At 47.2% G+C, this 13,652-nt stretch carries 12 protein-coding genes; all 12 read left to right on the plus strand.

The features are described 5' to 3' along the window. Nucleotides 1-20 precede the first annotated feature (20 nt). Entirely contained in the window at nt 21-869 is an 849-nt protein-coding gene (panC, locus tag AAIH57_RS19390; RefSeq protein ID WP_430022730.1) for a pantoate--beta-alanine ligase, read from the plus strand. Continuing rightward, the gene (gene panD, locus AAIH57_RS19395; RefSeq protein ID WP_175397881.1) at nt 862-1,245 is read left to right on the plus strand and encodes an aspartate 1-decarboxylase; all 384 of its coding nucleotides are present in this window, start codon (nt 862-864) and stop codon (nt 1,243-1,245) included. The genes panC and panD overlap by 8 nt, the downstream gene beginning before the upstream one ends. A gap of 92 nt (nt 1,246-1,337) precedes the next feature. Next, nucleotides 1,338-1,964 carry a tetratricopeptide repeat protein gene (locus AAIH57_RS19400; protein WP_175397882.1) on the plus strand — a complete coding sequence of 209 codons (627 nt, stop codon included), beginning with the start codon at nt 1,338-1,340 and terminating at the stop codon, nt 1,962-1,964. A 159-nt stretch (nt 1,965-2,123) separates the two neighbouring features. Beyond that, nucleotides 2,124-4,994: an ATP-dependent DNA helicase DinG gene (dinG, locus tag AAIH57_RS19405; RefSeq protein ID WP_430022671.1), complete on the plus strand. Its 2,871-nt coding sequence runs from the start codon at nt 2,124-2,126 to the stop codon at nt 4,992-4,994. Nucleotides 4,995-5,192: 198 nt separating this feature from the next. Continuing rightward, nucleotides 5,193-5,846 carry a redox-sensing transcriptional repressor Rex gene (locus AAIH57_RS19410; protein ID WP_175397884.1) on the plus strand — a complete coding sequence of 218 codons (654 nt, stop codon included), beginning with the start codon at nt 5,193-5,195 and terminating at the stop codon, nt 5,844-5,846. After that, nucleotides 5,833-7,137: an amidohydrolase gene (locus tag AAIH57_RS19415; RefSeq protein ID WP_430022672.1), complete on the plus strand. Its 1,305-nt coding sequence runs from the start codon at nt 5,833-5,835 to the stop codon at nt 7,135-7,137. The genes AAIH57_RS19410 and AAIH57_RS19415 overlap by 14 nt, the downstream gene beginning before the upstream one ends. 43 nt (nt 7,138-7,180) lie before the next feature. Further along, entirely contained in the window at nt 7,181-7,711 is a 531-nt protein-coding gene (locus tag AAIH57_RS19420; RefSeq protein WP_430022673.1) for a DUF5590 domain-containing protein, read from the plus strand. A gap of 301 nt (nt 7,712-8,012) precedes the next feature. Then, nucleotides 8,013-8,540 carry a hypothetical protein gene (locus AAIH57_RS19425; RefSeq protein ID WP_175397887.1) on the plus strand — a complete coding sequence of 176 codons (528 nt, stop codon included), beginning with the start codon at nt 8,013-8,015 and terminating at the stop codon, nt 8,538-8,540. Beyond that, nucleotides 8,533-10,035: an AAA family ATPase gene (locus tag AAIH57_RS19430; protein ID WP_175397888.1), complete on the plus strand. Its 1,503-nt coding sequence runs from the start codon at nt 8,533-8,535 to the stop codon at nt 10,033-10,035. Before AAIH57_RS19425 ends, AAIH57_RS19430 begins: the two co-directional genes overlap by 8 nt. Nucleotides 10,036-10,168: 133 nt before the next feature. Further along, entirely contained in the window at nt 10,169-11,041 is an 873-nt protein-coding gene (locus AAIH57_RS19435) for a 3-hydroxyacyl-CoA dehydrogenase family protein (RefSeq protein ID WP_175397889.1), read from the plus strand. After that, complete coding sequence (locus tag AAIH57_RS19440) at nt 11,038-12,243, plus strand: acetate/propionate family kinase (RefSeq protein WP_175397890.1); 1,206 nt, start codon at nt 11,038-11,040, stop codon at nt 12,241-12,243. The genes AAIH57_RS19435 and AAIH57_RS19440 overlap by 4 nt, the downstream gene beginning before the upstream one ends. A 101-nt stretch (nt 12,244-12,344) precedes the next feature. Continuing rightward, a complete protein-coding gene (asnS, locus tag AAIH57_RS19445; RefSeq protein ID WP_127540342.1) occupies nt 12,345-13,640 on the plus strand; it encodes an asparagine--tRNA ligase in 1,296 nt (431 codons plus the stop codon). Nucleotides 13,641-13,652: the final 12 nt, after the last annotated feature.

The following is a 13,652-nucleotide window of genomic DNA, read 5'->3' on the forward strand; positions in this document are numbered from 1 at the left end:
TAAGACAGGAAATTGGCTTGATGCGTCAAGCGAACCCGACCAGAGAAGCCTCTGTTGGCCTGGTGCCTACAATGGGTTATCTTCATGAAGGGCATGCGAGTCTGATGCATGCTGCCAAACAGCAGAGTGATATTGTAGTATTGAGCATCTTCGTTAATCCGATTCAGTTTGGGCCTAATGAAGACTTTGACAGCTATCCAAGGGATGAAGCCAGAGATGTGGAAACGGCACGTACGCAGGGAGTGGATATCGTATTTATTCCCACTGTTGCCGAGATGTATCCACAGCCGACACAAACGACGGTATCCGTATCCCGTCTGACTAACCGGTTGTGCGGGGCTTCTCGTCCCGGACATTTTGATGGAGTGACCACCGTCGTATCCAAGCTGTTTAACATCGTTCAACCACAGCGGGCATTTTTTGGGATGAAAGATGCCCAGCAGGTCGCAGTCATCCAGCAAATGGTCAATGACCTCAACATGCCGGTTGAGATCGTTCCATGTCCCATTGTACGGGAGCAGGATGGATTGGCCCTTAGCTCACGTAACGTCTACCTGAGCGCTGAAGATCGTCAGGAAGCTCTGGTTCTGTCCAAGGCACTGCGTGCGGCCCAAGAAGCAGTTGATACCAGACACGACACAACAGCTGCGGATATTCGCCGTATTCTGCGCGAGAACATTGCACGGTCTTCACGAGCTGTTATTGATTATGCCGAAATTCAGGCTTTTCCAAGTCTGGAACCACTCGCTGATCAGGAAAAAGTGTATGGACGTGACGATCTGCTGATTGCACTCGCAGTGAAATTTGGCAAAACAAGACTGATTGACAATACAAGACTGCAAACTACGGAGGTCATGTCCCATGTTTAGAACGTTAATGAAATCCAAAATTCACCGTGCCACCGTTACGGAAGCCAACCTGAATTATGTGGGGAGCATTACCATTGATGAAGATCTGATGGAAACATCCGATTTGATGGAAAATGAAAAAGTGCAAATTGTAAACAACAACAATGGCGCACGCCTTGAAACATACGTGATTCCTGGACCACGCGGCAGCGGAGTGATTTGTCTTAATGGTGCGGCTGCACGTCTCGTACAGCCCGGGGATACAGTTATCATTATTTCCTATGCGATGATGTCTCAGGAAGAGGCTAATACGCATAAACCTACAGTTGTATTTGTTGATGGTCAGAACAAACCTGTACAGACCATGAAGCATGAGGTTCACGCGACAATTATGTAATCGACTGGTAAGGGGAATGAAATCGGTCCCCCCTGCAAAAAATGAGTACAGGTCACGCACTAATCCATTTTTTCAAGGGTGGGGATGCATCGATGTTCCAGCATGTTTTCGCCGAGATGAACGACATGTTAGATGAAATTATCAAGCGCTACCCTTCCGCTGAAGGTCTGAACAAACAGGAACTGCTGCAAAAGTGGAACTTGCTGAAGCGGATGAGTGACGGGATGATTGATGAGTGGCTGATGTTTGAGGAGAAAATGAGTCAGGTAAAGGATTTGGAACAACCGGTTGCTCTTCAACCGGAACAGGAAGCAGTTACCGCACTGCCGGAGATCCATCTGGAATCCTTTAGTCGCGGTCAGGGGTATTTCAAGTTGCAAATGTATCCGCAAGCCATCATGCAATTTTCACGGATTGTTGATGAATATCCTGACAGTGCACTGACTCGGTACTATCTGGGACTTGCACACATGAACCTCAATCAGACCGCTGAAGCGGGAAGTCATTTGCGGCTCATTGTGCACCTGAAGGGTTCCCCGAGGCTAAAGGGGCTAGCCTGTAATGCTTTGGGCTGCATCGAAGCCAAGCTGGCGAATCCGAAGGGAGCCTGTTCCCTGTTTGCTCAAGCGCTCCAGCATGACCCAACGCTGACCGAACCACTGTATAATATGGAAGCCTGCAGGCTGAACAGCGGACAACTGCAATATGGAATTAGCTGACTGTACTTGATCATGAAGTGCTTTTCAGCAGCATCAAGACGGTGTTTCCTCCTTTAACCTAGTGGAGGGAACACCGCCTTTTTTGTCAGTTAATTTTCAAATGCCCGTTTTTTTGCTATGCTGTAACATAGACTGAATGGAAGGGAATTGTACATTGCAATGAAATTTGCCGTATTGGATTTCGAAACAACCGGCACGCAGTCCGACGGTGAGATTATTCAAGCCGGACTTGCCATCATAGATCATGACTACAGCATAACTCAAATATATAGTTCTTATGTAAACCCGGGTGTTCCTATTCCGCCGTTTATTACGGGGTTAACCGGGATTACGGACGAAGATGTGGCGGACGCTCCCTCACTCGAAGAGATGATGATGGAGATGGTTCCGCTGCTTGACGATGTTGTCCTGGTCGGACACAACGTTGCTTTTGATTTTCATTTTCTCCAAAATGCGCTTGACCGATGTGGCTATTTGCCGTTCACCGGGCGTATTTTGGATACGATTGATTTTCTCAAAATCTCTTTTCCATCTCTCGGGTCTTATCAGCTTGGGTATGTATCAGCCGAGTTCGGATTTCAACACGACCGGCCTCATCAGGCTGACAGTGATGCTCTAGCAACTGCTTATGTACTGCTGAAGTGCCTGGACGAGCTGCGTGAATTGCCCTTGATTACCATACAGCGTCTCAGTGATCTGTTTGCTCCAGAAGACAGTGATCTGGGCTGGTTCTTCGACGGCATGCGCAGCGAGAAGGAAGCAGAGCCTATTCAGGATCTCGACGGACATACGTATTACCGTCAGCTGGCCTTAAACGTAAGTGACTGGACCGAGATTGGTGCACCACGCGATGAACGAGAAGGCAATCCGCTTGAAGGTATCAGTTTTGAACAGTATATGGATCAGGTCAGAAATAATCTGAAAGATACACTGGATCATTACGAAGAACGCGAGGCGCAGACGCAAATGTTCAGCAGCGTAAGACAGGCCTTGGACGAAGAAAAGCATCTGTTAATCGAAGCGGGTACAGGTACGGGGAAATCCCTCGGTTACTTGCTGCCTGCCATTTATGAAAGTGTGAAGCAGGAACGAAAAGTGATGGTTAGCACGCATACAATTAACCTGCAGGAGCAGCTTCGAGAGCGGGATATCCCTCTGCTCACCAAAGTAGTTCCTTTTCCGTTTAAGGCTGCTGTGTTCAAAGGACGGGGGCACTATCTGTGTCTGCGGAAGTTTGAGCACAAGATTAACAAACGGGAATTCGCCACACCAAAAGAAGACTATTTTACAGCGGCACAGATGATCGTCTGGCTCACCCAGACGGAAACCGGGGATGATGAGGAGTTAAACCTCAGCGCTCGCGGTGGGGATTTCTGGGAGACCGTGCAGAGTGAGTCTGAATCCTGTCTGGGACGCTCCTGTCCGTGGTTCAGAAAGTGTTTTTATCACCGGGCAAAACATGAAGCAGGTTTGTCTGATATCGTGATTACGAATCATTCCAAGCTGTTTACCGATGTCAAAGCAGCTCATCAGCTTCTGCCGGCTTATGACAGTCTTGTGATTGACGAGGCCCATCATCTGGAAGATGTTGCAGGCAAGCACTTGGGTCTTCATATGAAATATTTCACGTTGGTTCATACATTAACCCGATTGTTTAAAGATAGTCGCAATGGTCAGCTTCCCATGCTGCGAACTCAGCTGTCTGGTCATGAGATGTCGGCACAATGGGGCTCAGTGATTGACCAGATGTTCCCGCTTGCTGTTGAAGTCAAGGAAATGTGGGATCGGCTGAGTGAGGCTTTATTTAGCCTGCTGCCTGAGCGAAGTGATGCTTCTCCGGGAGAAACAGGACAGTTTTCACTCCGATTGAAGCCTTCGCAGAAACCGGCGAAGTGGCAGGAGCTGCAGGATTATGAGAACCAGATCTATGTCACGCTTGGTGACTTGATCCGTAAGGGAGACAAGCTGCTTCTGGAAGTCAAAGAGGATCAGGACGACTATCAATCGGATAGTCTGATTACGGACATTACAGGTTTGCTTAAAGACTTGGCAACGCTAAAAGAGAATCTTCGCTTTTTCATGCGGATGGATGATGCCAAAACAGTATATTGGATGGAGGCAAGCGGGCAATTCCGCAGCAAATCACTGCAGCTCTATGCCGTTCCTGTCGATGTCAGCGCACAGTTGAAGGACATGTTCTTCGATAAAAAGAAAAGCGTTGTTCTTACTTCGGCTACGCTCTCTGTGGATAAGTCATTTCAATTCATGATTGAACAGCTTGGCCTGCAGGAAGCGGCCGACAATAACCGTTTGCTGACGTCCATGCTGCCATCGCCATTCCGCTACCGGGATCAGGCTTTGCTGGTTATTCCGCGTGATTTTCCAAGCGTGAAGGGCAGTGTTGGTGATGCACACTTTGTGGACATGCTCGTGCGGTCTCTTGCCGAAACGGCTATTGCTACACGGGGGCGCATGATGGTGCTCTTTACTTCATACAGGATGCTTCGCCAGGTTTATGATCCGTTAAAAGAAGCATTGTCCGGTAACGATATCTCGCTGCTCGGCCAAGGTGTAGACAGTGGCAGCCGCTCCAAGTTAACACGTCGGTTCCAGGATGCCAAAGCTACGGTTTTATTGGGGACCAGCAGTTTCTGGGAGGGTGTCGATATTCCGGGGGAAGCACTGACTTGTCTGGCGATTGTCAGATTGCCTTTCCAGCCGCCGAATCATCCGCTGGTGGAGGCGAAGAGCGAACTGCTGCAGGAACAGAAAAAGAACCCGTTCATGAAGCTATCGGTTCCACAGGCAGTCATTCGTTTCAAGCAGGGATTCGGGAGGCTGGTTCGTACAGCCAAGGACAGGGGCATTGTCATCGTCTATGATACGCGGGTGATTGAGTCTTACTATGGGAAATACTTTTTATATTCATTACCCGGTCCCAAAATGGAACATATGCTGACAGAACAGATGGTTCCACGGATTAGCGAGTGGCTGGAAGCGCCTGCGCATGACGAACCTGCTGCAGAATAGGATGTAACGTCATTGCGCAATGAGGTCTTCTCGCTGTAAACTTTATTAGATCAACAAAGTGATGATTCATTCATGAAGCACTTTTAATTTTATACTTGATAAGGCATCTTGCATGATTTCATTCGGAAACGAAAACGGTTATGCAGGGTGCTCCATTTTTATTTATCTATCGTGGCCTTGGTAAGGGGGAGTTATGTAATGAAATCAGATAAAATTTCGGAAGCCGTGGTACGCAGATTGCCTGTTTATTTGCGATATTTGAGTGAACTGCACCAACGTGAGGTTAACACGGTTTCATCACAGGAGCTTGGACTCCGGCTGGATCTTAATCCTGCCCAGATTCGCAAAGATCTTGCATACTTTGGGGACTTTGGCCGCAAAGGCATCGGATACGACGTATCGTATTTGATTGAAAAAATTCGCCAAATTTTGAAGATTGATCAGCAAATCAATGTAGCACTGGTCGGAGCCGGTAATTTGGGACATGCTTTGTCCAATTACAATGCGTACCTTAAAGACAACATGAAGATCGTTGCTGTTTTCGATGCTTACGGTCCCAAGATTGGCAGTCAGATTAACAGCCTGAAGGTACAGCCAATGAATGAATTATCGGATTCGGTCAAAAAGGATAATATTCGCATCGGCATTATTACCGTACCGGATACCGAAGCTCAAAATGTAGCCGATCAGTTAATTGAATCCGGCATTGAAGCGATACTGAATTTTGCACCGACTATCCTCAAAACACCGCCGCATGTCCGTATCCATCATGCCGATTTTACAACGGATCTGCTTAGCCTTGCTTATTATCTGGAGAATGGAAAGGACGACGAGGAAGATGACGACAAATAGATGGGTAATTCATAACGGCAAATTTGCTGTTAATAGCGGTACGGAATGGAATGTGGTTTCAGGTTACATGGTAGTCGAAGAGGACAAGATTGTGCATATTGGTGAGACATTGCCGGATGGGGATGAGAACCTGCCGAAGGTTGATGGTAAAGGACTGGTCTTTTTGCCGGGTCTGATCAATACGCATGGTCATGCAGCCATGTCGCTTCTGAGAGGCCACGGGGACGATCTGGCCTTACAGGTATGGCTTCAGGAGAAAATGTGGCCTATGGAGGCGAAAATGACGTCTGAGGACGTATATTGGGGTACCTCCCTGTCTGTACTGGAAATGTTGAAAGGTGGCACAACGGCATTCCTGGACATGTATGACCATATGGACCAGGTGGCTAAAGTGGTGGAACAATCCGGTATCCGGGCTGCATTGGCACGTGGTGTAATCGGTTTGTGTTCCGAAGAAGAGCAAATGCGCAAACTGCAGGAATCGGCTGCCTTTGCACGCGAGTGGAACGGACAGGCTGGTGGCCGAATTACGACGATCATCTCACCACATGCGCCATATACATGCCCTCATGATTACATTGAAAAGCTTGTACAGGTTGCGCATGATCTGGATCTGCCGCTGCATACCCATATGTCGGAAACGCTTCGTGAAGTGGAGCAGAATGTGACGGATTACGGTCTCCGTCCTGTAGCCCATTTGGAGAAGCTTGGCTTCTTCTCACGGCCTTCTCTCGTTGCTCATGCGGTGCATCTCAATGATGAGGAGATTGAAATTTTGGCACGGCATGATGTCGCTGTCTCCCATAATCCGGGAAGCAACCTGAAACTCGCTTCAGGTGTAGCACGAGTTCCGGATTTGCTAAAAGCGGGTGTTACGGTATCCTTGGGAACAGATGGACCAGCGAGTAACAACAATCTGGACATGTTTGAAGAGATGAGACTTGCTGCGCTGATACACAAAGGAGTATCCGGTGACCCTACGGCTGTACCAGCAGGAGAGGCGTTGCTGCTTGGAACGGGTTATGGTGCCAAATCCATATTCCTGAACAATACAGGAGCACTTCAAGTGGGGATGAAGGCCGATTTTATTGCACTGAACATTGAACAAGCTCATTTCTATCCGCACACGGACCTCATATCCCATACGATCTACTCGGCTTCAGCCAAGGATGTAGAGCATGTATGGGTGGACGGCAAACAATTGGTGAAGCATGGGGAATGTCTTACAATGGATGAAGAGCGCATTCTGCGTGAGTCTCAACTTGCATTTGACGGACTGCTCGCCCGTTAATTTCAGAACGCAGCAGCGTCATAGGGGAAAGGAAGTTCGGCTTTTGAAAAGAAAAAAGAAATGGATATGGATCTCGCTGCTCATCCTGATTTTGATTCTGTTTGGACTTCAGCGCTTTTATATCTATATAACCCAGGACCAGCGCAATGAAGAAGCACTAGCTATTCAAGCGGCACAGGAGCAGCTGGGGATTACATCTTACGAGAATCTCCGAAAATACGTCTGGGGCCAAAAAGAAGGCGATGACAATATTTACTGGACCATGATGGCCAAAAATAAAGAGAATCAGGACATTGCCGTCTGGGTCAAATTCGATGCAACCAACAAACCTGTCACAGGGAATAACGCTGTGCACAGTGAGCTGCTGCAGAACGGGTTGTCTGAAGCACAGATTCGGAATCGATTCAGCTCTGAAGTTCCAGGCGGAGAGATTAAGCGGATTATGCCAGGAGTTGTCAATGGAATCTATGTGTGGCAAGTGTATTACAAAGACGATACGCATAACTACTATCGATTCTATCGTTTTAGCAATGGCGACCAAGTTGATTTGGTATATACCATTCCAAACAGCTAATCGAAATAACAGAACTTTTTCTTAGGTAATTTCTTCAAAGAACCGGCAGATGGAAGCACGTCTGATCCGGTTTTTTGGCGTATCCTGCGAATCATTCTGGATTTGAATAGTTAAAATTAATAATTTATTCATATTTTCGCCTTCGAAATTGTATATACGATGTGATATACTCAAATATGTATTCAAGGATACATCAAACAGGAATAAAACCTGTTGGGCACATCACAGGTCATTCGTACACAATTCATATTATGCCTATAAGCTATAGGGATGGGCTCAAAATTTGGGAGGGGAAACTCACTTGAAGCTAAAAGTATTGCCTATTGCTTTAACTGCCGTCATTTCAGCCGTTGTGTTGTTTGGAGGTTGGTTTGTGTATCGTCAAGTGGCCATGCAGAATCCGATTGAAAAAATGGTAACCCAATATGACGGGGTTAATGACGTTCACTTAACTATTAACCGTAATGACGTACAATTGAAACTTGATTTGCAGCCAGATGTGGATCTGGGCAGATTGGTTCAATATATTCAGAAAGAAGGACAGACACTGATCGGCACGCGTGCATTGAAATTGGACGTGGTGGATCATTCAAATGAAGCCCTGGAAAACTGGTGGGGCGATGCCATGTTTACTGTCGCTCAAGCGATGGAGAACAAGCAGTACACGGATATTACACCTACATTATCCAAAATGGCGACCAATGGTATTCAAGTGAATACGGCCATGGATGACAATAACGTATACGTAAGCCTCCGAGATGGAGATGCCAGCAAGTTTATTATTCTGCCGCGTGTACCCGGTCAGATAGGAGTGTGGCCTAATGCCTAAATGGACGAAGGAAGTTGCCATTGGATTTGTCCCTGTGTTGATTATCTTTCTTGCTTTTGTTGGTGTGAATATTTTCCCCATTCTGATTGCAGCTGCGGTTGTGGGCGGATTGCTGCTTATGATGCAGATGCGCGGGGGAATTACGGTTGGAGCAGGTCAGGAACGCAAGCGCAAGAAAAAAGGACCTTCTAAACTGACTTTTGAAGAAATCGGTGGCCAGGACAGTGCCAAGCAGGAGCTGCGGGAAGCGCTTGATTTTCTGATCCGTCATGAAGAAATTCAGAAGTTCGGGATTCGTCCTTTGAAAGGTATCCTCCTTACCGGCCCTCCGGGAACAGGGAAAACGCTGATGGCCAAAGCGGCCGCACACTATACCGATTCCGTGTTTGTTGCAGCCTCAGGCAGTGAGTTTGTCGAGATGTATGTCGGTGTCGGTGCGGGCAGAATTCGTGATTTATTTCGCGATGCCAGAACACGTGCAGCAAAAGAAAATAAAGAGAACGCCATTATTTTTATTGATGAGATTGATGTGATCGGTGGTAAGCGTGAAGGCGGTCAGCAGCGCGAGTATGATCAGACACTCAACCAGCTGTTGACGGAAATGGACGGAATTTATACATCCGATACACCTCGCATCCTTGTTATAGCGGCAACAAACCGCAAAGAAATGCTGGATAGCGCATTAACCCGTCCTGGACGTTTTGACCGTCATATCCAGGTAGACCTGCCTGACAAGAAAGGCAGAAAGCACATCCTGGAGCTCCATGCGGTGAATAAACCTCTGCTCGAGGGTGTAAGCCTGGAGAAAACGGCTGAAGAATCCTATGGCTTCTCAGGTGCACAGCTGGAAAGTGTCATGAATGAAGCAGCAATTTACGCCATGAGAGATGGATTGCTCAACATTGAACAGCGTCACTTGTCTATGGCGATTGATAAAGTCATGATGGGTGAGAAAACGGATCGTGAATCCAGTGTAGAAGAGAAAAAACGGGTTGCGATTCATGAATTGGGACATGCCATCATGGCAGAACTCGTGCGTCCCGGCAGTGTTAGCCAGGTGGCGCTCAGCCCGCGTGGACAGGCACTCGGTTATGTGCGTCACAATCCCCAGCAGGAGCAATTCTTATATACCAAACGTTTTCTGGAAGAGCAGATCATGATCGCACTTGGCGGAGCAGCTGCCGAAGAAATGTACTATGGTGGCCGCAGTACCGGTTCGCGCAACGACTTTGAGCAGGCGACCAATGTGGTACAGACCATGATGGCTTCTGGCCTGACTTCCCTCGGAATCGTGAACATGGATATGGTTACAACGGAAGAGCTTATGCGTGAAAATAAAATGATTCTGCAGGATTTGATGGAACAGACCAAACGGCTTCTTGAAGAACAGCGGACAATTTTCGACAATTCATTGGATACACTGATGAGAGAAGAAGTGTTGTCTGGCGAACAATTTCGTTGTCAATTTCGTGACAGCGCCCTTTTACCGGCATAATTTATTTATGCCGGTTATTTTTTTTTACATTTCACTCGTGCTAAGATATTATTATATGTTGGGTCGAAATTTGTAATTTTCGGCGAACAGGGTACAATAGAGAAATAGAGAACCGAAAGGATGGAGCAGAACCATGTTTTTTAAAAAAATAGGAGTTGTCGGCGGCGGCACCATGGGACAAGGCATTTCCCAAATGCTTGCAGCCAAAGGACTTGATGTGCTTCTGGTGGAGCATACGACGGAGAAGCTTGACCATGCATATGACATGATCGAAACAAACCTAGATAAGCAATTGGAGAAATGGGCTATTACGAAAGCCGAAAAAAAATTGATTCTTTCCCGTATTACCAAAGTAGCTCATTTGGCTGAACTGGGATCTTGCGATATGGTTATTGAGACGATTTCAGAAGACCTGGAAGCCAAAAAAGAGGTATTCGGTCAACTGGATCAAGTTTGCCCAAGCAACGTTATTCTTGCAAGTAACACATCCACGCTGAGTTTGACCGAGCTTGCAAGCTCGACCAAATACCCAGAGCGTGTTATTGGTATGCACTTTATTCACCCGGTTTCCCGGGTTGACCTTGTAGAGATTATTCGTGGGTTGAAAACTTCGGATGCCACTTTCGATGAAACGAGAAGATTTGTGGAAGAAGTCGTGGACAAAAAAGGTGTAATGATCTATGAATCCCCAGGATTTGTTACGTCCAGACTGATCTGTCTTTTGATCAATGAAGCACTTCATGTCCTTCAGGAAGGCGTGGCTTCTGCTGAAGATATTGATGATGCAATGCGGATCGGATACAATTTCCAACATGGTCCGCTTGAGATGGCTGACCGTTTCGGATTGGATTCTGTGGAAGCTGCACTGGAAAGAATGTTCCGTGAATTCGGTGAATTGAAATACCGTCCTTCCATCGTACTGAAGAAAATGGTACGTGCAGGACATCTTGGTGTTAAAACGGGCGAAGGATTTTTCAAGTACGACAAGGATGGTGACCGGCTGTGAAAGTACTCGTAATCAATGCGGGGAGTTCCTCGCTTAAATATCAATTGTATGACATGACGGATGAGTCCGTATTGGCTAAAGGCTTGGTAGAACGGATCGGAATGGATTCCTCCATTCTGACGCACAAACCGACTGGCCGTGAGGATGTTACTGAAGTTAGTGAAATTCTGGAGCACACAACAGCAATTCGTAAAGTCATTGACATTTTGACAGATAAAGAAAACGGCGTTCTGGGTTCGGTAGATGAGATTCAGGCTGTTGGACACCGTGTCGTTCATGGTGGGGAAGCATTCAAGGAGTCCGCTCTGGTTGATGATGCATCCAAGGCTGAGATTCGTCGTCTGTTCGATTTGGCACCACTTCACAACCCTGCGGCCATGATGGGTATTCGTGCGGCTGAATCCAATATGCCAGGTGTACCTCAGGTGATGGTATTTGATACGGCATTCCATCAAACGATGCCTGAGAAAGCCTATCTCTACGCGATCCCTCGTGTGCTGTACAAAAAATACAAAGTGCGTCGTTACGGTGCCCATGGTACTTCCCATGATTACGTAAGCAAGACTGCAGCCGAGTATTTGGGTCGTCCGGTAGAAGATCTGAAAATCATCACTTGTCACGTCGGTAATGGCGGTAGTGTAACGGCGGTTCAAGGTGGCGTGTCTGTGGATACATCCATGGGTATGACTCCGCTTGAAGGTTTGATGATGGGAACACGCAGTGGTGACCTAGATCCGGCCATCGTACCTTACGTGATGAACAAGGAAGAACTCAGCGTGAGCGAAGTGAACTCCATGTTGAACAAACACAGCGGACTGCTGGCGATCTCCGGAATCAGCAGTGACATGCGTGAGATTACAGAAGGTATGGAGAACGGTGATGCGAACTCCACCCTTGCTTTCGAAATGTACGAATATCGTTTGCGTAAATATATCGGTTCATATGCAGCTGCAATGAACGGTGTGGACGTAATCGTATTTACTGCAGGGGTCGGCGAGAACTCCGTAGTTCTTCGTCAAAAAGTATGTGAACAACTTACTTACCTGGGTGTTGAAGTGGATGAAGCCCTCAATGCCATCCGTTCCGGCGAACCACGCCGGATTACAACAGCGAATTCCAAAGTGGAGGTACTCGTCGTACCTACCAATGAAGAATTGGTAATTGCTCGTGATACACACCGAATCGTATTGAATTCTAAGTAATCTAATTGTAAAGTGAATATAGCATGTCAAGGAAGTGCAGGGGACAGGCTGAGGCCTGCCCGCTGCATTTTCAAATTTAGGAACCAAGGGGAGATATGGGCATGAGTACGGATTGTGTAATTCGTAATGTGAATGAGCATGTGGGCGAAACCGTTAAGATCGGTGCCTGGATTAATAACAAACGTTCCAGCGGTAAAATTCAATTTTTGCAGCTGCGCGATGGAACCGGATATATTCAAGGGGTAGTCGTAAAGAGTGAAGTTAGCGAAGAAGTATGGAATGATGCCAAAAGCCTGACGCAAGAAAGTTCCTTGTATGTAACGGGAATTATTCGTGAAGAACCACGCAGCGCATCCGGATATGAAATGACGGTTACGGGCGTCGAGATCATTCATTTGACAGAAAACTATCCGATTACACCGAAAGAGCATGGTGTTGATTTCTTGATGGATCATCGTCATCTTTGGCTTCGTTCCACCAAACAACGTGCTGTTATGGTGATCCGTGCAGAGATCATCCGCGCAGTTCAGCAGTTTTTTGATGGTAACGGATTCACACAGGTTGATCCTCCGATTCTGACACCTTCGTCTGCCGAAGGTACAACGAACCTGTTCCACATCAAATATTTTGATGAAGATGCTTATCTTACTCAAAGTGGGCAGTTGTACATGGAAGCTGCGGCAATGGCGCTGGGTAAAGTATATTCCTTCGGACCAACGTTCCGTGCCGAGAAATCCAAAACCCGCCGCCATCTGATTGAGTTCTGGATGATTGAGCCGGAAATGGCATTTGTGGATCACGAAGAAAGTTTGCGGGTACAAGAGAAGTTCATCGCACACGTGGTTCAGTCTGTCGTGAAAAACTGTCGTGCTGAACTGGAATCCATCGGGCGTGACGTATCCAAACTCGAAGGTATCACAGCTCCATTCCCGCGTATTACGTATGATGAGGCGATTGAGTTCCTGAACGGACAAGGCTTCGATATTCCTTGGGGAGAAGATTTCGGTGCCCCTCATGAGACTGCAATTGCCGAGAAGTATAATACACCGGTATTTATTACGCATTACCCGGCTGGCATCAAGGCCTTTTACATGAAACCTGATCCGAATCGTCCCGAAGTTGTTCTTTGTGCTGATATGATCGCACCAGAAGGCTATGGAGAAATCATTGGTGGATCGCAACGTATCGATGATCCCGAGTTGATGCAACAGCGCTTTGAAGAGCACAAGTTGTCCGACGAGGCATATCAATGGTACTTGGATCTGCGTAAATACGGATCGGTTCCTCATTCCGGCTTCGGCCTCGGATTGGAGCGGACGGTAGCATGGATCTGTGGATTGGATCATGTACGTGAGACAATTGCATTCCCACGTATGCTCTACCGTCTGTACCCTTAATGATTAATCGCG

It is taken from the genome of Paenibacillus sp. MABNR03, from assembly GCF_050455445.1.
In the GTDB taxonomy this organism is placed as follows: Bacteria; Bacillota; Bacilli; order Paenibacillales; family Paenibacillaceae; genus Paenibacillus; species Paenibacillus xylanilyticus.

Coding starts and splice junctions, on each gene's coding strand:
- AAIH57_RS19410 (WP_175397884.1), top strand. CDS start 5,193: ATGAAATCAGATAAAATTTCGGAAGCCGTGGTACGCAGATTGCCTGTT.
- AAIH57_RS19430 (WP_175397888.1), top strand. CDS start 8,533: ATGCCTAAATGGACGAAGGAAGTTGCCATTGGATTTGTCCCTGTGTTG.
- dinG (WP_430022671.1), top strand. CDS start 2,124: ATGAAATTTGCCGTATTGGATTTCGAAACAACCGGCACGCAGTCCGAC.
- AAIH57_RS19435 (WP_175397889.1), top strand. CDS start 10,169: ATGTTTTTTAAAAAAATAGGAGTTGTCGGCGGCGGCACCATGGGACAA.
- asnS (WP_127540342.1), top strand. CDS start 12,345: ATGAGTACGGATTGTGTAATTCGTAATGTGAATGAGCATGTGGGCGAA.
- AAIH57_RS19415 (WP_430022672.1), top strand. CDS start 5,833: ATGACGACAAATAGATGGGTAATTCATAACGGCAAATTTGCTGTTAAT.
- AAIH57_RS19400 (WP_175397882.1), top strand. CDS start 1,338: ATGTTCCAGCATGTTTTCGCCGAGATGAACGACATGTTAGATGAAATT.
- panC (WP_430022730.1), top strand. CDS start 21: ATGCGTCAAGCGAACCCGACCAGAGAAGCCTCTGTTGGCCTGGTGCCT.
- panD (WP_175397881.1), top strand. CDS start 862: ATGTTTAGAACGTTAATGAAATCCAAAATTCACCGTGCCACCGTTACG.